Origin of the sequence: Mesorhizobium sp. WSM3873, assembly GCF_001672445.1 — a bacterium.
GTDB lineage: Bacteria > Pseudomonadota > Alphaproteobacteria > Rhizobiales > Rhizobiaceae > Mesorhizobium.
The window spans coordinates 190,790-213,940 of sequence record NZ_LYTM01000034.1 but is presented as its reverse complement, the minus strand read 5'-3'; the positions used below and the strand labels follow the sequence as shown (position 1 = coordinate 213,940).

Sequence of the window (23,151 nt, the reverse complement as noted above, 5' to 3'; positions counted from 1 at the left end):
TTCGTTTCATCTAGTTGTGAGTTGGCGAGATCGGAATGGAGGCATATGTTTCCAGGCAAATACGATCGTTTTCATCGGCGGGGCTGAATATCCAGGCCAAGCGTGCGCCATAGTCGCTCATCAACGTCAGCAATCCAAGCCCGGAACTCCCCACGTCGGGGTTCGCGGCATTCGCCTCAATCCGCTGTATCAGCAGGTCCTTTGGGTCGCCAACCGTGATGTCCGCCAGGAGGCTTTGGAACTCGGACGCGATTTCACCAAGGACGTCGTTCGACACCTTGAGCTTGAAGCACTCCGAATCCATCGACGCCTCAACCACGATCTCGCCTGGTGCGCGGAACTTGACGGCGTTTTCGATGAGTTCGTTGATCAGATATCCGATGCTATGCCGCACCTCCATGTAGTCATTGCGCGACGACTGAAAGCGCAACGCGAAAAGATCGGCAATGAAGTCCGAGGTCGTGGCGCAATGACGCCAACTCAAGTCGAGAGGTCCGTCGAACAGCCGCACGCGACTGACGCTCCCCTTCATCCCGATTGCAATGTCAGGCGTACCGAACAGCGCTGTCATCCTACGTATGCCTTATGATCACGAGTGTGATGTCGTCGTGGATCTTCTGGATTCCGATATGGGCCATCAAATCCTCGATGATCCCGGTCTTGATGTCCTCGGCGCTCCTGCCATGGCGCTTTTGCACGCTCTTGCAGAGGCGATCGAACCCGAACAGTCTTCTGTCTTCATCTTCCGCCTCGGTCACACCGTCGGTGTGCAACACGATTACGTCGCCGCTCCCGAACACGATGTCTCGCGTGTCAACGAACTGCGAGATGTCGTTCTCCAGGCCAACGGGCAGACCCAGATCAAGCGTGTCGATACGTTCGACGTCCCCATCCGCACGCACGACCAGAATGTCCTCGTGCTGGCCGGATAGCGTTACCCGCCCATCCTCAAAGTCGAGAAAGGCCAGCGAGAGATGCTTGTCGGTGTTCGTCCGCTCGATGTTCTTGTAGATGGCTCTGTTCAGACGAACCAGAAACTGGTGCGGATCGCCTTCGTTGGCCTCCTGCAGCGCGCGTGCAACGGATTGGACCATCAGCATCAGCACGCCGCTCTCGAGACCATGACCGGTCACGTCGCCGATGCCTATCTTGACCCGTGATCCGTTCTGCAGGACATCGTAGTAGTCCCCGCCGACCTCGTCGGCCGGCCGCATGTAGGCCGCGATCTCCAGCCCCGGAATCGCTTCGAGTTCGAACGGTTTCGGCAGGACCATCATCTGGATTTGCCTGGCGACCGCGAGTTCGGCGCCGAGACGGACGTTCTCGTCCCGCAGCTTTTCGTTGAGCGCGGAAATCTCCTGATTTGCGTCGCCGAGTTCCCTGGTTCGTTCGTCGACGAGTTGCTCGAGGTTTTCCGTGTGAAAGCTGATCTGCTCGGCCATACGGTTGAAGGCGACTCCGACCGCTCCAACCTCGTCGCGCGTTGGAACGCGAACGCGGACCGAATAATCTTTGGACTGTAGCCTCTGGGCGGCGCTGGCAAGCGCCCTGAGGCCGGCCGTGATCCGCTTGGAGATCCCGAGCACTGCCGCAAAGACAATCAGAAGCGAAACGACGATGGCGGCGACCTGAAAGAGCAGGATACGATTGGTCGCGCGGGAAATACTCTTTTGCGCGGCGACCAGGGACGCATAGATTTCGCGTTCTGGAACGACGATTCCGACCGACATCGTTTCAGACTTGATCGGTCCCGAGCTCCACAGATTGGTCGGCTTCAATCTTTTGAGGACAACTATGTAGGGTACGTGTTCGCCCTTGTTGTCGAGCATGATATGCTGAATGACACCGTCATTGTTCTGGTCGAGCGGCAGCGACGCGATGGCCGGCTGCGTGCTTCCCCGCAGCGACCTCTCCAGGCCGGTGACGCCCTGCGTGCCCGCATCGTTGGATGAAGTCAGGCCTATGATCGCCTCGCCCGATGGATTGATCGCCACTACATTGCCGGTCGACATGGTGAGGAAGCCGAACCCGGTTTCGGCGATCTTGACGCGCTCGACGACTTCCGCGAGTTGATCGAGAGTGATGTCTGCACCCGCTACACCGGCGATACCGGTACGGTCGCGCGTCCACAGCGGGTGGAAGAAACTGACGATCAGCTTTCCCGTGATCGCATCGGTGTAGGGCGCTGTCTGAGTGATGTCGTCGGGGACTGGACGTGAGGCTGGATCACTCGCCCATTGCTGCCATGACCCGTAGATCCCCGGAAAGAAGAACTCCCAGAACTCCGCCTTGTTGTGGCCTGGATAGAGTCGATCGAAGGTCTGCGCCTGGTCCGTATACGGTACCGTCCTGAAGATCGGCCGTTCCTTCGGACCAATATAGTACATCTGCAGTTTTGGCGATCCGCTGGCCATAAGGGTCGGCGCGACGAGATCCAGAACGGTACTGTCTTCGATTTCCTGCTCAACGCTCGGCAGCGGCGTGTGGTCGGCGCCCAGCAGGTAGCCCCAGACGCTAATCACGGAAGGCGCGCCCGGCAGGTTCTGCGCCCAATCGCCCTTCGCGTCATAGACGACCTTCACCGAGCCGGGTGCTTCATGCGAAAGGGTTGCTCCGACCTGTCGCTGCCGGCTCGGATCGTCGGTCTGGGCCTGCAGGACGCCGGCCAGCGCTTTCACGTCCCCATGAACTCGATCGAGCAGGAGGTCGACGCTTAACGCTGTCGAGTCGGCATAGGAGCGAATGTATTCCTGGTTTGCGGTGGTCAGGCCCTCACCGACTTCCGACGTGGCGTCGCGCGACAGCTTTTGAACGTTCCAGAGCGCCAGGCCACCGCTCAGCAGGAGGTCGAACAGCACGGCGCCGCCGACGACCAATACGAATTTCGCCCGGAAGGAGCGCAGGCCGAAGCGCGGTGTAGGCTGATCGTCGGCTTTCATTGCGGCCTTCGCCCCGATGCGACCCAGATCGGCCAACCCGCATAACCCTTGGGGTGTAGCGCAGCGAATATGTGATCCTGGAAGCCCTGCCGGAACCGTGCAACGAACTCCGGCCCGTCGCCGCGTTTGGTTGCCATCTCGCCGGCATACACATCGGCCCATGCTACAATGACATCGGCGAAGTCCTGCGCATCTCCGTCCAAGTTGGTGACGGTGAAGGTCTCGACACGTATGTCGTCGAATCCGGCTTCGATCAGATATCGGCGACTCTTGGGCCCGAGCTCAACGTCCATTTCGAAATGCGCGAACAGCTTCGCCACTTCATTGTATGTCCAACGGATGCTTTCGGCGCGCGGCTCGCCGAGGCAATGCGAATTCTTCTCGTTGGTGATGTAGACCCGCCCGCCTGGCTTGCATATGCGGTAGAGTTCCTTGAGGATGAGTTCCGGTCGATTGAAGATTTGAAGCGAATGTCGGCAGGTGACCAAGTCGAACTGCTCCTCGTCGAGCAGCATTTCCGAGGCATCGCCATAAGTATATTCGATGCCCCGGATATCGAACTCCCGCATCACGCGTCTGGCGTAGTCCAGGCTTGATATGGAGTGGTCGAGGGCGACAATCCGCGACGGCTGGAACTCTTTCTGCACGAGCACGGCGAAATCGCCGATCCCGCAACAGATGTCGGCCATAACGATCCCGGGTCTCATGCCATGCCGCGGCAGGATTGCACGCTCGTGGCGCCAGGTCATCTTTGTCTGCGTGCGCAGGATTGGAACGAACCCGCCTTCCTCGAGGAAGCCCTGCCCTGGATAGAATTCGCTGTCATACTCCTCGACCGTGATGTTCGGTTCGATTCCGCTCAGCCGACCGAATTTTCGCGAGGTCCATCCGACGACGCTCGACGTGATGACAACAAATTTGAGATCGGGTCGAGCGCGACAGGCATCGATGATGATCCTCGAAAAAGCGTGAAATGCGGCGTTGTTCATCTGCGCCAAGCGTCTGACATTGACGTAGAGAACGCCGCGTACTCGGCCAATCGCATCGCGAAGCAATGCCAGGCTGGGCCCAAGCTCATCGATCGCCTGAGGCCGGACCACTCCAGATATGGAGAACTCCTGGTTGTTCGCATCGTATTGCGCCTTGAAGCGCGGGTGCGGGTTGTAAGGGCTCAATGTTGCAGGCCCTCAAGCGGAAGATCCACGACGAGCGTGATCGCATCGCCGTCGGCCTCCTCGACCCTGAGTGCCGCGTTGTAGTCGACAGCTAGTTCCAGGAGTACCACCTCCCGGCTGGGCGCCAGATCCCCAGACACAGAATTGAGATATAGCTCCTTGGCCTCAAATCCCGCGACTTGCGAAACGGCTTCTTCGTAGAATTGGCGCTCCTCCGGCATGCAGGGAAATGTCAGCTCGATCCTGTCCGTCGCGCCATGGCGAGACACCCTGCATGCCAGTTCGCCGTCGGCGTGGCGGGTACGAAAGGCGACTTCCAGTAATTCGTTGAACGCAGAGGAAAAGAGATTCGAATGCCGCACCGAGTCTGATCTGTTTTGACTGATCATCCGGGCGATGTACGTCGAGACATAATCGCAGTGTTTCCAAGCGGAGACAAAAGTCTTGATTTCCATGTCGATCTGGATCATCGGCTCAAAAGTCGGTTCGCCAACCGGGTCATGAACAGATCCCATCCGCATCCTCTCCTATTCCATCCGTATTTGAGCCCAGGTGACGCGATGAACTCCGGGACGGAAATTTGACCGCCTCGTGATGAGCCAGTCCCGCATTGCGCGGCATCTAGCTCGATCGTTTTTACAGCCCTCCGATTTACAAACGGTGCAAGTGGCTAGCGCGCCCGATTTGATTCCTCCATCGCTTCCAGCCCCTTCGCCGGCGACCGCCTGATGAAATCGCCGGTTGCCTCGGATCCGAGCGGCCGTCCCATGAAATTGCCTTGCAGGTAATCGCAATTTTCCTTGATCAGCCACCGTGCCTGCGCCGACGTCTCGACCCCCTCGGCGGTGACGCTTATTCCCAGGCCGTGCGCCAGACTTATGATCGATCGCACAATCGTTTGACTCTTCAGATCCGTCTCCAGGTCCGCGATGAAGTATTGATCTATCTTCAAGGTATCAAACGGAAAATTCTTAAGGTAGCTCAAGGATGAATAGTATGTTCCAAAATCGTCGAGCGAGATTCGTATTCCCAGGACGTTCAACGTATTCAATGTATCTATATTGTCGATAGTCTTCTCAAGAAGAACCGTTTCGGTTATCTCGAGTTCAAGCCTTTCAGCCCGGATTCCAACTGCGTCGATGATCTGAGCGACCGTATCCGTCAGCGAACCGCTCAGGAACTGAGCCGGCGACAGGTTGACTGCGACTGTCAGCGCGGAAGGCCACGCCAATGCCTGGCGACAGGCTTGCTCGAGCACCCATCGTCCAATTTCGTCCATCAGACCGTCGGCTTCGGCGATCGGAATGAACACGCCGGGCGGAATGATTCCGATCTCGGGGTGTCGCCACCGCAGCAGCGCTTCGAAACCAATCACCGACGAAGGAGGCCTGATGAGCGGCTGATAGTCCAGGTAAAGCTCGCCCCGCTCCAGCGCGGTTCGAAGGCTGCGCCTCAGATTTTCGCGTTGCTCAAGCAACAACAGCATCGAGCGATTGAACGTTCGAGCGCAGCCGCGACCATCCGTCTTGGCTGCGTAAAGAGCAATATCTGCGGCTTTCATCAGCTGCTCGCCATCGGTCCCGTGCTCCGGCCCGAAAGCGATTCCGATACTTGAACCGACGAAGACGGGAATGCCGTTGATGACGAAAGGGTCCTTGAACGCGTTGACCAGCGATGTGGCGAGGCGCTCGGCTTCCGCGGGCTGCTCCTTGCCCAATTGGATGACGGCGAACTCGTCGCCGGCATACCGGTACGCAGATTCGCCGTCCTCCAGCGCGTCGCGGATTCGACCTGCCGCGAGTTGCAGAAGCGTGTCGCCTGCCCCATGGCCGAGCGTGTCGTTGACCGCTTTGAAATCGTCAAGATCGATTTGCAGCAGGGCGGCTTTCGGCTGAGATCCGCCGATGGCCGCCAGCGCTTGCTGCAGCCGCTCACCGAATCGCCGTCGATTCTGCAGTCCGGTCAGCACGTCGTGCGTCGCCTGATGGAGCAGAATCATATGCTCCTGCTCCTGCGCCGCGCTGCGCTCCGCCTGCTCCCGGGATTCAATGATTCCCACACCATCTGCAGTGCCGAAGACGAAAACGGAGCGGAGCGCTTCGCCCGATGATCGCGGCAGGTCAATGCTTGCCGCAGAGCCGCCCTGGAACACCCGAAGAAATTCGTCGCGGCACCTCGTATCGAGGAAGCTTGGATAGATCTCCCAAATGGCTGCGCCTGGCACCACCGCACCTCCATACAGGCGTTTAAGCCTGGCGGCGTAGTGAGTTAGGCGGAAGTCGCTATCATAGAACGATAGAAGTTCGGTCGTATTCGCCAACAGGTTAGCGAGAAGCGCTTCGCCGGCACGTGAACCATCGCTTGAGGACGACTCCTCATTCAGCGTGCCGACGCCTGATGCCTCTGAACGCAAAAGCCACCTCCGTAGGCGGTGAAAATTAGCGTCCCCCAGTTTAGAAATAGCATAAGTAACAAGCTTGGCAAACTTTCAACTCGCTATTTCAACAAGCGCGGCATGCGCTGTAATTGCAATGGCTGCTCCGCTGTGATTGGCGGCAGGTTATTCCACGATGGAGGTTCATTCATTGTTAATAAATCGCGGATCGACAGATAATCGGCGTCGCGCCAGGCCTGATTCGAAATATTGCGACCCACAGGACAGAGCGGAGTTCGCGGCCTGGGATCGATCACAGACCTAGTGTTTCGAAATCGGCTTTCTCAAAAATCTGGTTTTCAGCCACGTTTTCGACGGTCCGCTCTGGTAGGGGCTATCGGCGCGTTTCGAGATGACGCCGTCGAGCTCGGTTTTCTCGGTGGCGCGAAAGATCGCGAGCGCGTCGCCCTCAAAATGCTCGCTGTATTGGATCTTGCCGAGGCCAGGCTCAACCAGTCGCCACAGCGCTTGCTTGCGTTGCAGCAGGGGTAAGGGGATAAGATTGCGACCGTCGAGATGGAGGATGTCGAAAGCGACGAACACCAGCCGGCTCGGCTCGTTCCAGATCGCAGCTTCCAGATCAGGAGAACCGGGCGAGCCCCGCTCGCCTGAGACAATCACCTCGCCGTCGAGAATGGCAGCCCGGCATGGCAGGTCGACAGCTAGCGCGATGGGCCAGTATTTAGTCGTCCAGTCGCGTCCGTTCTTGTTGTAAAGACGCGCGCCGTTCTTATCAATGATGATTTGCGTGCGGTAGCCGTCGAATTTGGCCTCGTGGACCCACCCTTCATCTTCGGGCGGCCGCTCGACAAGAGTTGGTATCTGCGGCGGAATGAACTCCAGCCGTTCGTCGTCGACCTTGTCACGCTGACTCAACTACGCCACCATCTTTGCCGGATAGCGGTGGCGCGAGCGGCACAGGCGATCTGGTATCCATTTGGACACCTGCCGCCTGTGCCTTGCCCCCACTAAGCCATTCTGCGACGGAATGAACACCGGCCAGCCGCCCCCCGGCCATTGGCACGCTTACTCAACTACGCCACACCTTCGACGGATAGCGGTAGCGCGAGCGGCACAGGCGATCCGATTTCCCCAACTTGGACATCTGCCGCCTGTGCCGAGCCCCCAAGCCATCGAGCCCCCACTAAGCTATTTTGCGGCGGAATGAACACCAACCGGCCGCCTCGGCCTTGGCACGCTAACTCACTTACGCCTTTGACGGTTTGCGGCGGCGCGGTCGGCACAGGCGGTGCGATATTCCCCCCAACTTGGAAACCTGCCGCCTGTGCCGAGCCCCCCGCTAAGTCACAGCGAACATCTACGAATAAGGCCGCGCTGTCGTTAGCTGCGCATCCAGATACTTATCCGGGCGTACATATCTCGATCGGCACGGCATCTCTCGCCAGGGATTTTGCCCAATGGGGTACCGCCAGCCAAGGATCGCTTGCCCGGCAAGGATTGTCGCCGGATCCAGTATCACTCCGGGCATACTGATGAAACGTCCGCCGCGGATGCTATGATCAGCTTCCAAGCGCCTTGAGCCATCCTTCAAACGAGGAGGTCTTCTCGTGCTCGCCAAGCGAAACAGAGTGGGCGGGGCGCGGCAACACCGTCGTCCTGCGCCCTTCGCGGGGGCTGTAACCGAACTCCTTGCTGAACGCCCGGCTGAAATTTGCCGCTGAACTGAACCCGAAGGCCTCCGCAATTTGAACGATGCGCCGGCTGTCCGCCGGATCGCTGAGCGCAACATGGGCCGCTAGAAGTCGGCGACTTTGAATGTAATGGAGCACCCCACCGCTCGGTTCGAACAGCTGGTAGAGACGAGATCGCGAAACACCGAGCGCCCGGCACATTGAATCCGGCGTCAGATGAGCCGCTTCCAGGTTGTTCTGGACGTATCGACGGGCCCGCTCCATCAGCGCGACACTCGCCAGTTGTTCGGCCGCAGCCGCATGTTCGGCCGGCGGCGCTAGGCACGCAATGATCATGCTGCGGGTTGCGTGTACGATGCGAGGCAGGTCGTCAGCGGTGAGGCTGCGCAGTCTTGTTACGATGCCGTCGACATAGTCGATCAAAAGGTTTGCAAAATTGCCGGAAAGAATTGAATTGTTGTTTGCGTCGAGGGTTGCCGCCGCGTCGGCGAACAAATCACGCGGCAAATATAGAACGAGACTTTCGGATTCGGTCATCCTCCCGCGAAACGGGTAACCTAGCGACCTGATCTCAAGTTTGCCCGGCTGGCCCTCCGCGACACGTCGATTGACCTCCGTCCACGACCGGCCGGTATGTGGCAAGACGACATACCAATGATCGATCGAGCTGGACCGAAGCTTTGCGGCGGAACGGATATAACTGTGCGCCGGCGTCCGCTGTTCGACGATCAGCATGCCGCCGAGATTCCAAGCCTTGTGCGCTGCGGGGAAGCCGTCGTCCAGCGATTTGTCATCCGGCAGCCTGACCTCGACAAGCGGTGCCACATGCGCTTGCCAAGCGGGGAATTGATCCTCTGCTGCCAGTTCGAGTGTTGAAAAGGACAGCGGTTCCAGTGCCGGCGCGATTGGCCGAGCCGCCTCGTTGTCGGGTTGAACGTCGCGAGGCCAACGCCGTCGCTCACGCTCCGGTACAGGCCCGGTATGCGCCTCGTCTTGCTCCTTAGCGTCCATCGCGCGTGGTGCCATATCCGATTCCGGTATGCCCATGCCCCCGCAATCATGTGGTGTATCCCGGGATCTGGCAAGCCTGTGGACCGCATCGTCGATCACGCTGGGTTACAATAAGAAATGCATCCCGAGATAAGTTTCTGGATACGAGGCTAACGACACACTTCAGACCGGCGCCTATAGATTCCGACATCGTGAAAGCGACGTTGAGGAGACCAGGTAATGAATGAAAAAGTCAAAGGAGAAGCTCGCCGCAAGATAATTCTTGATGGATATGTCAACAACGAGCCATTGAAAGACATTGCGGCAAAGCTCGGATGCTCACTGGCGAGTTTGAAAGTCAGCGCCAGCAAACTTGGCTGCACTCGCGCCCCGAAAGAGGCGGCTGACTTTCGACGCGGCTTCCGTATACCCGACAACAAACGGCAAGACTATTACCAGCTCATGCGGGTCGGCCAATATAGATCTCGGGACTGCGCACAGATTTTGGGATTATTGACAACACAATCGCCGAGCATGGAGTAACGTTACTAGAAGCTGGGGACAACATCTTTTCAAGCCTCGGTGACAAGGCCCCGCCGCAAAGCACGGGCGGCGGGCGCTGAAAGGTTCGCTCAAATGCTGCGTCGGCGTTTCAATCGCACCTGCCTTAGCCCTCTCGATCTGGCCGTTTGCGAACGCGTGTTCAATCAGGTCTGCGCAGATGAACAGCTCGATCCTTTGGACCCGGACGCCGAAATTCTAGCGGTATTGGTTGTGGCCATCTTTCGAAATGCTCACACCAGCGAACGCGAACTGCTGGAGGCGGTCAAATCTCGCCGGCAAAAGGCCAGGGCAGCCGTCCGCACGCCTAAAATGAACTAGTTGATCTACCCGCCAGCGGCATCAAGCCGGCCATTCAGCCCTCTGCACATCGTCCGCAAGGGCAATGCTTCGACGAAGGGCCCGCTGCGCCAAGGCCCCCCGCCCCAAAAGGTCCGGGCGCGCAGCAACGTTTTGCACATCAGCTAGTCGGCTCTGGAATTTCAACCGGAAATCGAGCATGATGCGGCTTGGTATTGGCGTTGGATGCTTCGCGCTCCCATGAAATACCGGAGGACGGGACATGGCCATCGCGCTTGTACTCGTTTTGATCGTCGTGGGCTCGGTGTTGTTCCACTTCCTGAGCCCATGGTGGTGGACGCCGATTGCCTCGAACTGGGACTATATCGACCACACCATCATCATCAGCTTCTGGATCACCGGCGTCGTTTTTGCCGCCGTTGTGCTCTTCATGGCGTATTGCGTGTTCCGCTTTCGCCATCGCGAAGGCAATCGCGCGGTATACGAACCGGAGAACAAGCGTCTCGAATGGTGGCTGACGATCGTCACTGCGATCGGCGTCACCGCCTTGCTCGTTCCCGGCCTGTTCGTCTGGAGCCGCTTCGTCAACGTGCCGAGCGATGCGACCGAAATCGAGGTCGTTGCTCAGCAATGGCAGTGGAGCTATCGCCTGCCGGGCAAGGACGGCAAGCTCGGCACTTCGGACACCCGTGAAGTAGCCGCTGAGAACCCGCTAGGCATCGCCCCAAAGGATCCCAACGGCCAGGACGACGTCGTGGTCGAGGCGGCGGACCTGCACTTGCCGGTCGGCAAACCGGTCAAGATGCTGCTGCGTTCGATCGACGTGCTGCATGATTTCTACATCCCGGAATTCCGCGCCAAGATGGACATGATCCCGGGATCGGTCACCTATTTCTGGTTCACTCCAACAAGGACCGGAACCTTCCAGGTCCTGTGCGCCGAGCTCTGCGGCCAGGGACATCCGCTGATGCATGGCATGGTGATGGTCGACACCGAGCAGGATTACCTGACCTGGCTCGGGCAGCAGCAGACTTTTGCGCAACTGTCGGCGCCTCAGCAAACGGGCTCGGCGAACCCGCTGCCAGGAAAGACAATGGCGTCCGCTTTGGACGTCGGGGCAAAAGTCGAAACTGTCGAGGCCCGCTGAACAGGGAGGTGCTCCCATGGTCGACGTCACACCCGCAGATGCCGTTCCCCCCGCCGAAGTCGGGGAAATGGAACTGTACCATCCGCACAGTTGGTGGACGAAATACGTCTTCTCGCAGGACGCCAAGATCATAGCGATCCAGTATTCGGCAACGGCAACGGCGATCGGCTTTGTAGCGCTGTTCCTGTCCTGGCTGATGCGCCTGCAGCTCGGCTTCCCCGGCACGTTCGATTTCATTACTCCGGAGGCCTACTACCAGTTCATCACCATGCACGGCATGATCATGGTGATCTACCTGCTCACCGCACTCTTCCTCGGCGGCTTCGGCAACTATCTCATCCCGCTGATGGTCGGCGCCCGCGACATGGTCTTCCCCTATGTCAACATGCTGAGCTACTGGGTCTACCTGTTGGCGGTGCTCGTTCTCGTCGCAAGCTTCTTTGCGCCCGGCGGACCGACCGGCGCCGGCTGGACGCTCTACCCGCCGCAGGCGATCATGACCGGCACGCCCGGTGGCCAGGACTGGGGCATCATCCTGATGCTCTCTTCGCTCATCCTGTTCATCATCGGCTTCACCATGGGTGGCTTGAACTATGTTGTGACGGTGCTGCAGGGCCGCACGCGGGGTATGACCTTGATGCGCCTGCCGCTCACCGTATGGGGCATCTTCACCGCCACCGTCATGGCTCTGCTCGCCTTCCCGGCGCTGTTCGTTGCTTGTGTGATGATGCTGCTCGACCGCGCGCTCGGCACCTCCTTCTTCATGCCGGCGATCGTCGAGATGGGCCAACAGTTGCAGCACAGTGGCGGCAGCCCGATCCTGTTTCAGCATCTGTTCTGGTTCTTCGGCCATCCGGAAGTCTACATCGTGGCCCTGCCGGCCTTCGGCATCGTGTCCGACCTCATCAGCACGCACGCGCGCAAGAACATCTTCGGCTACCGAATGATGGTCTGGGCGATCATCGCCATCGGCGCGCTGAGCTTCGTGGTCTGGGCGCACCACATGTATGTCAGCGGCATGCACCCCTATTTCGGCTTCTTCTTCGCCACGACGACGTTGATCATAGCCGTTCCGACCGCCATCAAGGTCTATAACTGGGTGCTGACCCTGTGGCGCGGCGACATCCATCTCTCGATACCAATGCTTTTCGCGCTCGCCTTCATCGTCACCTTCGTCAATGGCGGTTTGACGGGGCTGTTCCTCGGCAATGTCGTCGTCGACGTTCCCCTGTCGGACACGATGTTCGTCGTTGCCCATTTCCACATGGTGATGGGTGTCGCCCCGATCCTGGTGATCTTCGGCGCGATCTATCACTGGTATCCGAAGGTCACCGGACGGATGCTGGACGAGGCGCTCGGCCAGTTTCACTTCTGGGTCACCTTCCTCGGCGCCTACCTGATCTTCTTCCCCATGCACTATATCGGCCTGATTGGTGTACCGCGCCGCTACGCCGAACTGACAGACATGACGATCATGACGGAGTCGGCCCATCATCTGAATTCGTTCATCAGCATCATGGCCTTCTTGGTCGGCTTCGCCCAGATGGTGTTCCTGTTCAACCTGATCTGGAGCATCCGTCACGGCCGTGACGCCGGCGGCAATCCGTGGCGGGCAACGACGCTCGAGTGGCAGACGCCACAGACGCCGCCGGCGCACGGCAATTTCGGCAAGGAACTGCCGATCGTCTATCGTTGGGCATATGACTACAGCGTGCCGGGCGCGAAGGAGGATTTCATCCCGCAGAACGTGCCGGGCTCCTTCATCCCATCGAGGGAGCCGGCATGAGCGTCATCCTGGTCTTCCTGCTGGTGATCGCCGGCTTTGCCGGATGGTGGCTTTCGCACCAGCGGCTGACCGCGAAGCCGTGGCTCGAGCAAGGCTTGGCCGGGGATTTCGTCGGCCTCGAGCGATCGGCCCTGCCCACCGCCAAGATCGGCCTCGGTGTCTTCCTCGCGGTTGTCGGCTGTCTGTTTTCGCTGTTCACCAGCGCCTATTTCATGCGCATGGGTCTGCCGGACTGGCGGCCTCTGCCGCTGCCGCGCCTGCTCTGGCTGAACACCGGCGTGCTGGTGCTGAGCAGCGTCGCGCTGCAATGCGCCGTGATCGCGGCGCGCAGAGGCCAGACGGACATGGTCAGGCTCGGTCTTGCGACGGCCGGGCTGACCGCCCTCGCCTTCCTGATCGGCCAACTGATCGCGTGGCGGCAGCTGACCGATGACGGCTACCTGCTGGACTCCAACCCGGCCAACAGCTTCTTCTATCTGATCACCGCCATGCACGGCCTGCACATACTAGGCGGGCTGGTCGGCCTTGGCAGGACGAGCATCGGCGCCTGGACGGGCGCCCGGCCGCAACGGCTTCGCCTCGGGATCGAGCTCTGCGCGATGTACTGGCATTTCCTGCTTTTCGTCTGGCTCGGCATCTTCGCCGTTCTGGCCGGCTGGGCGGCGACATTCGTGAGCATTTGCCAACGGCTGCTGACCTAGGAGACTGGCGATGGCCGAGACGACACTGACGGATAGCAGCCAGTTGGATCGCCCCCAGGGCTGGCGCGGGATTGCCGCCGACTGGGCCTCGGATCAGCGCGCGTTCAAGAACGTGTCCTGGGGCAAGGCCATGATGTGGATCTTCCTGCTCAGCGACACCTTCATCTTCGGCTGCTTCCTGCTCTCCTACATGACCGCCCGCATGTCGACGCGCGTGCCGTGGCCCAACCCAAGCAAGGTCTTCGCGCTGCACATCGGCGGGTCGGAGGTCCCGCTGATCCTGATCGCCATCATGACCTTCGTGCTGATCTCCAGCAGCGGCACCATGGCCATGGCGGTCAATTTCGGCTACCGCCGCGATCGCCGCAAAACCGCGATCCTGATGCTTTTGACCGCCGCGCTCGGCGCAACCTTCGTCGGCATGCAGGCCTTCGAATGGACCAAGCTCATCACCGAAGGAGTGCGGCCCTGGGGCAATCCCTGGGGAGCCGCGCAATTCGGCTCATGCTTTTTCATGATCACCGGCTTCCACGGCACGCACGTCACGATCGGGGTCATCTTCCTGATAATCGTGGCGCGAAAAGTCTGGCGCGGCGATTACGACATCGGGCGTCCAGGGTTTTTCACCAGTCGCCGGGGCCACTACGAGAATGTCGAGATCATGGGACTCTACTGGCACTTCGTCGACCTGGTCTGGGTGTTCATCTTCGCCTTCTTCTATCTTTGGTGAGAGGCAGGCTTTGCTGAGAGGACGAAATGGCTGAAGCAACCGCAAACGGTCTCGGACAACAGGCGCTGCACTCCACCCACGATGCGGCGACCGCCGGCAAATCGGACACGCACCAGGAACACCCGATCAAGCTCTATCTGGTGGTCTGGGTGTGGCTGTTCATACTCAGCGCCTGCTCCTATATGGTCGACTATTTCGGCCTGCACGGCTATCTCAGATGGTCGCTGATCCTGATCTTCATGATGCTCAAGGCAGGACTGATCGTGGCCGTCTTCATGCACATGGCCTGGGAACGGTTGGCGATGATGTATGCGATCATCTTGCCGCCGATATTGGTGCTGGTCTTCGTGGCGATGATGGTCTTCGAGGCCGACTATACGCTGCTGACCCGTATCGCGTTTTTCGGGCCCGGCCCCTGACGCGCGGTTTGGATAAACCGCAGCCTAATCAGCCCGAAATGGCCGGTGCCTCGAAACAACCGGCGGTTTGGTTTTGATATGCGTCGTGAACTCAAGCAAAGGACGCGGAAAATGACGATAGCGAACAGACTGAGGAATTTCATAGACGGCAAGGGAATCCCGTACGACACCGTCGCGCATCATCGGACTGCAACCAGCAGGCAGGCCGCCATTGCCGCCCACGTGCCCGGCAGCATGATGGCCAAGTCCGTGGTCGTTCACCACGAGCTCGGCTATGCGCTGGCCGTGGTCCCAAGCACCCACAGGATCGAACTCGCCAAGCTCCAGGACGTCATGGACAAGCGCCTCGGGCTCGCTTCCGAGGAAGAGCTGGTCTCGCTCTTCGATGATTGCGATATCGGCGCCGTACCGCCGATCGGCGCGGCCTATGACGTGCCGGTCATTTTGGACGAAAGCCTCGGCGATGCCGCCGATATCTATTTCGAGGGCGGCGACCACAAGACCCTTGTGCATGTCAGCGGCAAGGATTTCCGCGACCTGACCACAGGCGCGCGTCGGGCACGCTTCAGCCACCCGGCCCTGTGAGACACCGGCACTCCCGCCCGTGCTCGACAGGGTTTGCTAGTTCGCCGGTCTTGGGGCGGCCGGCGCTTCCACGACCTTGCGATACACGTGCCAGGTGGCATGGCCGAGGACTGGCAGCACAACCGCCAGCCCTGCGAACACCGGCAGTGAGCCGACGATCAGCCCAACGGCGACGATCAGTCCCCAGACGGCCATTACGATGGGGTTCGCCAGCACTACGCGTACGGAAGTGTGAATGGCTTCGTAGGCGCCGACATCGCGATCAAGCAGCAGCGGAAAAGCCACCACGGTGGTGCACAACACGACCACGGCGAAGACGAATCCGATGGCGTGACCCAGCACGATCAGGGTCCAACCGCGCCCGGTGGCGAATATGTCAGCGATGAAACTGGACAGCGATGCCGGGGGCGCGGGACCGAACAGCTGCTCGTAGAAGATTTTGGCGGTCAAAAGCCACGCGATGAAGATCGCGAACAGCATGATCCCGACCGCGGCGATGGCCGGCAGCGCCGGGGAGTTCCTGACCTCGAAGGCATGGCGCCAGGATGCATCGAGCCCGGCTTCCCGTCTGCGGCTGATCTCGTAAAGACCGATCGCCGCGAATGGGCCGATCAGCGCAAAACCGGACACCAGCGGAAACAGCAGTGGCAGCGCGTTCGCTCCCGATGTCCAGGTAGCAAGCACCACGCCGACGAGCGGATAGATCATGCACAGAAACACGATATGCGAGGGTTTCACCATGAAATCGTCGATACCGCGCCTGAGCGCGTCGAAAAGATCGGAAAGGCCGATCTTTCTCACTCTGGTATGCTCGAGCGTTTCGCTAGCGCCTGCAATGACGTGAAAGCTTGCCATGACCATTCCTCCAGACCAGGGTCCGGCAAGGTCGCGAATTCGCGGTGCTACCGCTCTGCATGGTTGGCCACGCAAAACCGCGACCTGCACCGGCAGCCAACATACTCCATTGCGCCCGATTTGTCTCTTTTCATTGGAACGAGGGTGCGGTGGCCGGCCAGAGCTGCACGCTGGTTCCAGAGGTTTTTTTGCGGTATTCTTATACAGCTACAACGCAGCGCCCTCCGGGACGCGCAAGGAGGCTGGATCACTTTGATTGGCCCGTGATCCTTTCCCTGTTTTCCGGGTCATGCGCCTGGTCGAAGGCGAACGTCATGGACACGCGAACGCTTCTCATACTCGGCCTCGGCATAGCCATTCTGTTGGTGCTGGGATTCTTTGCGCTGCCTGCATGACAGGGCCGGCGGCGGCATTCCAGCAGCGTCATGCCGGCCGCCCTCGGTCGGAGCGAGCCGGCGCCACCGACGGGCCTGGAAGGGCCCGCTTACTTCGAAAACTGTTTCAGGTAAGCAATGACGTTGGCTACGTCCTGATCGTTCTTGAGGCCGGGAAACACCATCTTCGTCCCTTTGATCATGCCCCTGGGGTCTTGAAGATACTTCGTCAGCGTGGGCTCATCCCATTTGATGCCGGATTTTCCGGCCTCGATCATAGCCGGGGAAAAGGTGAAACCGGGATGCGTGCCCGCCGTGCGCCCGATGACGCCGTGCAGAGACGGGCCGACCTTGTTCTGGTCCTGGTCTGCAATGTGGCAGACCTTGCACTTGGTGAAGACCTTCTCGCCTGCGGCTGCATCCTGCGCCCGCGAAGGGCTTGCAATGAAGATCGTGGCCGCCGAGGCGATGAAAAGTGCGATTGCGCGCATGGCATTCCTCCCTGATCGATCGTCATCTGCGCCGGACGATCCGCACCACGCCAGCCGCGCTGGGGCGGCCTGCACGGTACAGCGGAATATCCGTGGTCCCACCAATGGAATTGCGGCATCTACATACCACAGTATCAAGCCAATGGGTAGAAACGGCAATTTGTGCGAAGGTGCACGTCGCCCAAGCTGCGCAGCGGTTCTGGCAGAACGACATGCATCAAAAACACGGACCTAAAGCGCGTCGCCTGAGTCCGGCTCCTCGCGACGCCCTTTAGGCCGTGTATTGAGACTCACGGCGGATCGGTATTGCAGCTTGCAGCCATCTGTCCGATCGCCTCGGACAGTCCGGCGAGTTCGAAGTCGGCCTCGCCGCGTCCCGACAGCAGGCCGAAGCGCCATGACAGCAACAGCCGGCTCGCCGAAACCAGCCGCTTGATGCCATCGGCTCCGTCCCTGACCAGCATTTTACCGCGTGGGCCGACAGACCAGCTTTCATCGAACTTGCCGCCGCCATCGACCATGACCGACATGGTGATCTTGCGGCTGGCGGAGACTGAATCGTTGAGTTGCAGCCATTCGCTCCAACGCGGTTCGCCGCCCGGTCGACAAGCCAGCGTCAGCACCGGACTGTAGCCCAGCGCGCCGCCGCCGGTGATCAGCTTGTTGGTGGCGTATAGCGACGCAGTGACCTGGCCGTCGTTGCCGGCGTCGACGCGCCAGTTGCCGAGATCGGGTCCGGCCTCTGCCACACCGGCCGCGGCAAGCAAGAGCGCCGCGGTAACGACCACGCCCCTCATCGTGAATGCCACACCCACCGACGCCTCCAAACGACCCTGCGCAATGTGATATCGAGCAGATAATCATCAATGTTCGGTATCGCCAGCAGCGTGCATTCATCTGAAGCGGGTGGTGTTGCCCCGCAGCAACAACAGAGAACATGAACGAAAAAGGCCGCCTCGTGGGCGGCCTTTCGAAATCAGCTTATCGCCGGTTTTACTCGGCGTCCTTGGCGGCCTTCTTCTTCGGCGCGGCCTTCTTCTTGGGCTCTTCCGCCTCACCGGCTGCTTCGCCGGCCTTGGCCTCGGCTTTCTTGGAGGAAGCCTTCTTCGCCGGCTTCGCCTTGCTGGCGCTCTCGGCCTCCTCGTCGTCCGCCATCAGCTCTTCCTTGCTGACCTTCACATCCTCAACCGAAATCTGGCCCAGCAAATAGTCGACGACCTTTTCCTCGAACATCGGCGCGCGGAGCGAATTAATCGCCTCGGGGTTGCTGCGGTAGAACTCAAAAGCTTCCTGCTGCTGGTTGGCCGGGAAGCGGCGAACCTGCTCGAACAGGCCGCGCTGCAGTTCATCGTCCGACACGGTGACCCCGGCCTTCTCGCCGATCTCGGCAAGAACCAAGCCGAGACGCACGCGACGTTCGGCCAGGCGCATATATTCGGCGCGCGCCTCTTCCTCCGTCGTTTCTTCGTCGGCAAAGGTACGGCCGGCGGCTTCGAGGTCGCGGTTGACCTGCGCCCAGATGTTGTTGAACTCGGCCTCGACGAGCTTCGACGGTGCCTCGAAGGAATAGGCGGCATCGAGCTGGTCGAGCAGCTGGCGCTTCACCTTCTGGCGGGTCATGGAACCGAACTGGTTCTCGATCTGGCCGCGCACGATCTCGCGCAGGCGCTCCAGCGATTCCAGGCCAAGGTTCTTGGCCGTCTCGTCATTGATCTCGAGCGCGCCCGGCTTGGCCACTTCCTTGACGGTGACGTCGAAGGTGGCTTCATTGCCGGCCAGATGCGCTGCCTGGTAGTTCTCCGGGAAGGTCACCGTGACCTGCTTCTCATCGCCCGCCTTGGTGCCGACCAGTTGGTCCTCGAAGCCCGGGATGAACTCTTTCGAGCCCAGCACCAGCGGCTGGTCGGTGCCGGCGCCGCCGGCGAACGCCTCGCCGCCGATCTTGCCGACATAATCGATGCTCACGCGATCGCCTTCGGCGGCCTTGCCCTCCTTGGGCTCGTAGCTGCGAGCCGATTCAGCGACCCGCTTCACCTGGTCGTCGACCTCCGATTCCGGCACGTCGTAAACCTGACGCGTCACCTTGATGTCGGAGAAATCCTTGACATCGATGGCCGGGATGACCTCGTAATTGAGGCGGAACTCGAAGTCGGCGCCGCCGGCCAGGATCTTCTCCGCCTCCTTCTCGTCCTCGGTCATGATGACTTCAGGCTGCATGGCGGCCTTTTCGCCGCGGCCCGAGATGATCGAGCGGGTCGAGTCGTTGAGGATCTCGTTGACCACCTCGGCCATGAACGACTTGCCGTACATCTTGCGCAGGTGCTGCACCGGTACCTTGCCCGGGCGGAAACCATTGATCCGCACTTTGCCGCGGGCGTCGTTCAGCCGCGCCATCAGCTTGGCTTCCATGTCACCGGCCGGCACGGTGATCTTGATCTCGCGCTTGAGACCGGAGTTGAGCGTTTCGGTGACCTGCATCCTAAAACCTTTGTTTTCACCAACGAGGCTGCCAAACGGTCCTTAGCCGTTCACAGCCTGCCGGTATAATCTTGCCGGAAATGGCTTTGGTACGGAACCTGGTGATTTGACCGCCAATGCGGCTCAAACTCTCCTGAACTGCGCTTCCAAAATGTGAAGAAGTCTTTGTTTTTCCTACTTCTTCTTGCATTCGGCAGAAGCGGATAGTCGCGTCCCGTCACATTCGACACGCCTTTTGTCACAGGCTAGGCTAATTTTCAACCATCTTCGCGATTACGAGAATGACGGTGACTTGGACCCCGACATTGACAGAATGATGGCTACATGGGATTGCCGGGGAACGCGGATGTGGCGGAATTGGTAGACGCCCTGGATTTAGGTTCCAGTGCCGAAAGGCGTGGGGGTTCGAGTCCCTTCATCCGCACCACCCTTCGCCTGCGAGCTTCTGTTGGTAGGCCACCCCATGGTCGTCAGAGCGAAGGGTGTCCTCCGAACCTTTGGCAGGAAGGACCGGAGCCATCAACTCCTGGCGGCGCACGCAAGGCTCGAGCAGACAATCCGCTTTTTCGTGTCCAATGCCCTTGAAATAGCCTGTCGACAGGTTCTTAGTCGCAGCAACAGGCAGGTTGGGGCTCTGTCAGGTTGTGCGCGTAGTTTCTCTGGTTCTGGCGGTTGGGTCGGCTGTCGCGGCAGCGACATGTCACGTTGAGGCCGTGGAGTACACTTCGATTTCCTCTCCGGGCCAGCAGCCAATGCTCTTGTATCCGGTGAATTTGGCGCCAATGAACCCCTGAACGCCTTCAGTAGCGCGGTTGCGAGCAGCAGGGCCAGGATGATCGTATTCAACTCCCCCGGCGGTAACGTCGGCAGTGCGATTCGCTTGGGGCGAATGATCCAGGCGGCGGGGTCGGATACTCTTCAGCTTCGCCAATTGCAGTGCGCTTCAGCCTGCTCACTGGCCTTCCTGGCGGCGTCCACCGCGTTGCCGAACCAGGTTCCATCGGCGTTCATCGGCCGTCCCTCAAACCGGCCGACGGGATGTCAAATGAAGACGCGGAGGCCCGTTTCCAGTTCGGCACGGCCGCAATCATATCCTATGTGGTCGAGATGGGAGCGGATCCCAAGCTGATGGAATTGGCTTCGAGCTATGACAAGCATGACATACGGTACCTATCGGCCAGCGAAATGGCAGAGTTGCGTGTGACCAATGCCGCAGCGAACCAGCCGCAAGCGGATGCATTGCAGGTATCAACGACGCCGGATCCTGCGTCCGTGTCCGCTCCTGCCCCGACGCCAGGCAACAGCCGGAAAGCGTTGCGGTCGCCTTCGTCAGGGATCTCATCGAGCATCATGGCGATAACAACGATTTCGCTCTTGCTCAGGCTCGGGCGTCCTACGCTCCCACGGTCGACTATCATGGCAAGTTGACGAACCTAAGTTCGATCATTGAGGACAAGAGGAGCTATTACCAGCGATGGCCTGAACGCGGATACAACGTCCGCAATGACAGCATTGCGGTCAGCTGCGCCAACGATCGCTGCAAGGTCTCAGGCATCTACGACTGGATTGTGCGCAGCCCCTCGACACACAAGCAGGAGAAAGGCCTAGCGGACTTCAGCTATACGATATCGATCGGTCCCTATCCCAAAATCACCGCCGAGACGGGCGATGTCCGGCCATAACCATGACCGTCGTTAACGCGGACCGTCGCGCTGACGCCCAGGCCCGAACACACTAATAAAGCGGCTCCTCGAACAGCGTCTTGTCGCCGTCCATGAGCGCCTTGATCTGCGCCTTGCCATTGGCGGAGAGCGCCAGCTTGACGCCGAACGGCCGCACGCGCATGTCGTTCTGGATCGCCATCCCCTTGCCCTCCGGCAGGTAGAAACGCTCGATCCCGTATTCCGGCGTGATCGTCATCTCGGGTGAGCGCAGATCCCAGCCATCCGCTACATGCCCGACAATGTCGGCCTCATCGGAAGCGGCAGGCGCCGGCACCTGATCGAACCATGCCGCGCTCGGCTGCCAGTAGCCGTCCACAGCCTTCTTCAACCTGACGACGATCTCGGAGTCGTTGCTGGTGAACTTGCCCGGCGGAATGTTGGCGATAAGCTTCACCGGGATGCGCGAGATGTCATAGCCAAGCGAGATGTAATCGCCGCGCAGAAGATCGCGCGGGTCAACGGGCTCGACCTTGAGCAGGACCTCCTTGCCGTTGCGCAGGATCGCCGCGCGTCCGGCGATGATCCAGCCCAGCAAGCCGATCTGAACAAGCGCCGTCACCAGCGCCGCGATGATCAGTCTTTTGCCGCTCATGCCGCTGCTCCTCCGGCGGGCGTCTTCATTCGTTTTTCAACGCGGATGATGACCAGCGCCAGTATCCCCAGCAGCACGGCCGCGGACAGGAAGAAGCCCGCCGTGTCGAGCATCGACTGCAACATCACCACATAGATAATGGCAAGCTCGAAGGCAAAGCCGGCATAGGCCACCCAGCGCAAGCCTCTGCTTTCACGGCCGCCGAGCATGATCGCCGCGACGATGCCGGCAAGCGCGGCTGCCGAGGCAATGGCAAAGCCGCTGTTGTAGCTCGCCTCATCGGCCAGTTCGAACTGGACCATTGCGAGGCCGGCAAGAAAGCCGATGAGCGCATGCAATGGCAGCCTGCCGCCGAGTTGCACGACGCTGTCGACGGGTTCGGCGACAAAGATCGCTGCCGCGAACAGCAGCATCGAGACGAGCACGAGCGGAATCGCGACCTGGAGCGTGTTGTGGTCGATCGCCAGCAGCAGGAGATAGAATACGATCGAAAGGATGATGACGTGCCGCGCCGCCTGGCTGCGTGTCCAGAATGAAATGGCGAACAGCACCAGCACGATAGCGGCGAAGAGATGCGGGAACTCGGCCCGGCGGAAAAATCCTCCCCATTTAAGGAACAGCCAGGCATCGGCGATGCCGACGGAGGCGACGGTGAGCGGGTTCGAGCGCAATGCGACCGCCGCCAGCGCCGTGCCGGCGCACCACGTCAGCAATGCCGAAGCCTCGTCGCCCGACAGATGATACATCTGACCGATCAGCGCGATTGACCCGCCAAAGGCCGCGGCGGCGACGATCCATAGCGCCTCACCGATCGCCGCATGGTCGCGTGTCTTCAGAACGGCGCCAGCGACGTAACCGCCGAGGATGACAGCAAACAGCGCCGTCACGCGCGCCAGGCGCGGAATGGCTTCCCAGTTGGCGGCGACGAAGATCAGGATCGCGGCACCGAACAGTAACGCCGCCATCATCGCCAGGATAGAGCCGAAGCTCAGCGAGGCGCGATCGTTGGCGGCAACGTCACGCGTCAATGCGTCGGCCGTCGGCGCGTCGATCAGGCCCGCCGCCCGCCAGCGGGCGATATCGGCCCTCACCTTCGTCGCATAGCCCGCCATCCGTTCCCCCGAGCTTTGGCCATTTTACAACCGCGCGCCGCAAATCGTTGACGCAACGGCATTTTCCGATTCGGTCTTGCTTATGGCGCAAGCGTGAATCGCCGTT

General features: G+C 60.1%; 21 protein-coding genes and 1 tRNA gene. 9 read left to right on the top strand and 13 right to left on the bottom strand.

The features are described 5' to 3' along the window. Window positions 1–10: 10 nt before the first annotated feature. From A9K71_RS20675 to A9K71_RS20645, 7 genes are all read right to left on the bottom strand, one after another. Window positions 11–571 (bottom strand): ATP-binding protein, encoded by a 561-nt coding sequence (locus tag A9K71_RS20675; protein ID WP_197504259.1) that lies wholly within the window; start codon window positions 569–571, stop codon window positions 11–13. 1 nt (window position 572) lies between these two features. Next, window positions 573–2,939 carry a SpoIIE family protein phosphatase gene (locus A9K71_RS20670; protein ID WP_067000895.1) on the bottom strand — a complete coding sequence of 789 codons (2,367 nt, stop codon included), beginning with the start codon at window positions 2,937–2,939 and terminating at the stop codon, window positions 573–575. After that, the gene (locus A9K71_RS20665; protein WP_067000076.1) at window positions 2,936–4,114 is read right to left on the bottom strand and encodes a class I SAM-dependent methyltransferase; all 1,179 of its coding nucleotides are present in this window, start codon (window positions 4,112–4,114) and stop codon (window positions 2,936–2,938) included. Before A9K71_RS20665 ends, A9K71_RS20670 begins: the two co-directional genes overlap by 4 nt. Further along, a complete protein-coding gene (locus A9K71_RS20660; RefSeq protein ID WP_067000072.1) occupies window positions 4,111–4,629 on the bottom strand; it encodes a ubiquinone biosynthesis methyltransferase UbiE in 519 nt (172 codons plus the stop codon). The genes A9K71_RS20665 and A9K71_RS20660 overlap by 4 nt, the downstream gene beginning before the upstream one ends. Before the next feature lie 155 nt (window positions 4,630–4,784). Continuing rightward, complete coding sequence (locus A9K71_RS20655; protein ID WP_156752740.1) at window positions 4,785–6,434, bottom strand: EAL domain-containing protein; 1,650 nt, start codon at window positions 6,432–6,434, stop codon at window positions 4,785–4,787. Between the two features lie 375 nt (window positions 6,435–6,809). After that, a complete protein-coding gene (locus A9K71_RS20650) occupies window positions 6,810–7,424 on the bottom strand; it encodes a DNA ligase (RefSeq protein ID WP_067000069.1) in 615 nt (204 codons plus the stop codon). Between the two features lie 644 nt (window positions 7,425–8,068). Further along, window positions 8,069–9,226, bottom strand: coding sequence for an AraC family transcriptional regulator (locus A9K71_RS20645; protein ID WP_245299691.1), 1,158 nt, complete (start codon window positions 9,224–9,226; stop codon window positions 8,069–8,071). Window positions 9,227–9,430: 204 nt separating this feature from the next. On the opposite strand from A9K71_RS20645, the gene A9K71_RS31695 reads away from it, so the two are divergent. The 8 genes from A9K71_RS31695 to A9K71_RS20610 all read left to right on the top strand — a co-directional run bounded on the left by A9K71_RS31695 (window position 9,431) and on the right by A9K71_RS20610 (window position 15,419). Next, window positions 9,431–9,733 carry a hypothetical protein gene (locus tag A9K71_RS31695; protein ID WP_127214219.1) on the top strand — a complete coding sequence of 101 codons (303 nt, stop codon included), beginning with the start codon at window positions 9,431–9,433 and terminating at the stop codon, window positions 9,731–9,733. Window positions 9,734–9,826: 93 nt separating this feature from the next. Then, window positions 9,827–10,072, top strand: a complete 246-nt coding sequence (locus tag A9K71_RS20640) for a hypothetical protein (protein ID WP_067000066.1) — start codon at window positions 9,827–9,829, stop codon at window positions 10,070–10,072. 241 nt (window positions 10,073–10,313) lie between these two features. Beyond that, entirely contained in the window at window positions 10,314–11,198 is an 885-nt protein-coding gene (locus tag A9K71_RS20635) for a cytochrome c oxidase subunit II (RefSeq protein ID WP_067000063.1), read from the top strand. A gap of 16 nt (window positions 11,199–11,214) precedes the next feature. Continuing rightward, the gene (locus A9K71_RS20630; RefSeq protein ID WP_067000059.1) at window positions 11,215–12,984 is read left to right on the top strand and encodes a cbb3-type cytochrome c oxidase subunit I; all 1,770 of its coding nucleotides are present in this window, start codon (window positions 11,215–11,217) and stop codon (window positions 12,982–12,984) included. After that, the gene (locus A9K71_RS20625) at window positions 12,981–13,685 is read left to right on the top strand and encodes a cytochrome c oxidase subunit 3 (protein ID WP_067000057.1); all 705 of its coding nucleotides are present in this window, start codon (window positions 12,981–12,983) and stop codon (window positions 13,683–13,685) included. The genes A9K71_RS20630 and A9K71_RS20625 overlap by 4 nt, the downstream gene beginning before the upstream one ends. Window positions 13,686–13,695: 10 nt before the next feature. After that, the gene (locus tag A9K71_RS20620; protein ID WP_067000053.1) at window positions 13,696–14,415 is read left to right on the top strand and encodes a heme-copper oxidase subunit III family protein; all 720 of its coding nucleotides are present in this window, start codon (window positions 13,696–13,698) and stop codon (window positions 14,413–14,415) included. A 26-nt stretch (window positions 14,416–14,441) separates the two neighbouring features. Then, complete coding sequence (locus tag A9K71_RS20615) at window positions 14,442–14,834, top strand: cytochrome C oxidase subunit IV family protein (protein WP_082980618.1); 393 nt, start codon at window positions 14,442–14,444, stop codon at window positions 14,832–14,834. Between the two features lie 111 nt (window positions 14,835–14,945). Beyond that, the gene (locus tag A9K71_RS20610) at window positions 14,946–15,419 is read left to right on the top strand and encodes an aminoacyl-tRNA deacylase (RefSeq protein ID WP_067000050.1); all 474 of its coding nucleotides are present in this window, start codon (window positions 14,946–14,948) and stop codon (window positions 15,417–15,419) included. Between the two features lie 36 nt (window positions 15,420–15,455). Here the strand turns inward: A9K71_RS20610 and A9K71_RS20605 are convergent, their stop codons facing one another. The 4 genes from A9K71_RS20605 to tig form a co-directional block, all read right to left on the bottom strand. After that, a complete protein-coding gene (locus A9K71_RS20605; RefSeq protein ID WP_067000881.1) occupies window positions 15,456–16,274 on the bottom strand; it encodes a DUF2189 domain-containing protein in 819 nt (272 codons plus the stop codon). 484 nt (window positions 16,275–16,758) lie between these two features. After that, the gene (locus A9K71_RS20600) at window positions 16,759–17,139 is read right to left on the bottom strand and encodes a cytochrome c family protein (protein ID WP_067000047.1); all 381 of its coding nucleotides are present in this window, start codon (window positions 17,137–17,139) and stop codon (window positions 16,759–16,761) included. Window positions 17,140–17,429: 290 nt separating this feature from the next. Next, the gene (locus tag A9K71_RS20595; protein ID WP_067000878.1) at window positions 17,430–17,936 is read right to left on the bottom strand and encodes a hypothetical protein; all 507 of its coding nucleotides are present in this window, start codon (window positions 17,934–17,936) and stop codon (window positions 17,430–17,432) included. Window positions 17,937–18,132: 196 nt separating this feature from the next. Next, complete coding sequence (gene tig, locus A9K71_RS20590) at window positions 18,133–19,617, bottom strand: trigger factor (RefSeq protein ID WP_067000044.1); 1,485 nt, start codon at window positions 19,615–19,617, stop codon at window positions 18,133–18,135. A gap of 342 nt (window positions 19,618–19,959) precedes the next feature. On the opposite strand from tig, the gene A9K71_RS20585 reads away from it, so the two are divergent. After that, window positions 19,960–20,044, top strand: a tRNA-Leu gene (locus A9K71_RS20585). Window positions 20,045–21,351: 1,307 nt separating this feature from the next. Here A9K71_RS20585 and A9K71_RS20570 read toward each other — a convergent pair. After that, the gene (locus tag A9K71_RS20570) at window positions 21,352–21,933 is read right to left on the bottom strand and encodes a GDYXXLXY domain-containing protein (RefSeq protein ID WP_067000036.1); all 582 of its coding nucleotides are present in this window, start codon (window positions 21,931–21,933) and stop codon (window positions 21,352–21,354) included. After that, window positions 21,930–23,045 (bottom strand): DUF2157 domain-containing protein, encoded by a 1,116-nt coding sequence (locus tag A9K71_RS20565; RefSeq protein ID WP_067000033.1) that lies wholly within the window; start codon window positions 23,043–23,045, stop codon window positions 21,930–21,932. The genes A9K71_RS20570 and A9K71_RS20565 overlap by 4 nt, the downstream gene beginning before the upstream one ends. Between the last annotated feature and the right edge of the window lie 106 nt (window positions 23,046–23,151).

Excerpts from the sequence above, each read along its gene's own strand:
- A9K71_RS20675 (WP_197504259.1), bottom strand. The coding sequence starts at position 571 with ATGACAGCGCTGTTCGGTACGCCTGACATTGCAATCGGGATGAAGGGG.
- A9K71_RS20670 (WP_067000895.1), bottom strand. The coding sequence starts at position 2,939 with ATGAAAGCCGACGATCAGCCTACACCGCGCTTCGGCCTGCGCTCCTTC.
- A9K71_RS20660 (WP_067000072.1), bottom strand. The coding sequence starts at position 4,629 with ATGGGATCTGTTCATGACCCGGTTGGCGAACCGACTTTTGAGCCGATG.
- A9K71_RS20645 (WP_245299691.1), bottom strand. The coding sequence starts at position 9,226 with ATGGCACCACGCGCGATGGACGCTAAGGAGCAAGACGAGGCGCATACC.
- A9K71_RS31695 (WP_127214219.1), top strand. The coding sequence starts at position 9,431 with ATGAATGAAAAAGTCAAAGGAGAAGCTCGCCGCAAGATAATTCTTGAT.
- A9K71_RS20640 (WP_067000066.1), top strand. The coding sequence starts at position 9,827 with ATGCTGCGTCGGCGTTTCAATCGCACCTGCCTTAGCCCTCTCGATCTG.
- A9K71_RS20635 (WP_067000063.1), top strand. The coding sequence starts at position 10,314 with ATGGCCATCGCGCTTGTACTCGTTTTGATCGTCGTGGGCTCGGTGTTG.
- A9K71_RS20630 (WP_067000059.1), top strand. The coding sequence starts at position 11,215 with ATGGTCGACGTCACACCCGCAGATGCCGTTCCCCCCGCCGAAGTCGGG.
- A9K71_RS20625 (WP_067000057.1), top strand. The coding sequence starts at position 12,981 with ATGAGCGTCATCCTGGTCTTCCTGCTGGTGATCGCCGGCTTTGCCGGA.
- A9K71_RS20620 (WP_067000053.1), top strand. The coding sequence starts at position 13,696 with ATGGCCGAGACGACACTGACGGATAGCAGCCAGTTGGATCGCCCCCAG.
- A9K71_RS20615 (WP_082980618.1), top strand. The coding sequence starts at position 14,442 with ATGGCTGAAGCAACCGCAAACGGTCTCGGACAACAGGCGCTGCACTCC.
- A9K71_RS20610 (WP_067000050.1), top strand. The coding sequence starts at position 14,946 with ATGACGATAGCGAACAGACTGAGGAATTTCATAGACGGCAAGGGAATC.
- A9K71_RS20605 (WP_067000881.1), bottom strand. The coding sequence starts at position 16,274 with ATGGCAAGCTTTCACGTCATTGCAGGCGCTAGCGAAACGCTCGAGCAT.
- A9K71_RS20600 (WP_067000047.1), bottom strand. The coding sequence starts at position 17,139 with ATGCGCGCAATCGCACTTTTCATCGCCTCGGCGGCCACGATCTTCATT.
- A9K71_RS20595 (WP_067000878.1), bottom strand. The coding sequence starts at position 17,936 with ATGAGGGGCGTGGTCGTTACCGCGGCGCTCTTGCTTGCCGCGGCCGGT.
- tig (WP_067000044.1), bottom strand. The coding sequence starts at position 19,617 with ATGCAGGTCACCGAAACGCTCAACTCCGGTCTCAAGCGCGAGATCAAG.
- A9K71_RS20570 (WP_067000036.1), bottom strand. The coding sequence starts at position 21,933 with ATGAGCGGCAAAAGACTGATCATCGCGGCGCTGGTGACGGCGCTTGTT.
- A9K71_RS20565 (WP_067000033.1), bottom strand. The coding sequence starts at position 23,045 with ATGGCGGGCTATGCGACGAAGGTGAGGGCCGATATCGCCCGCTGGCGG.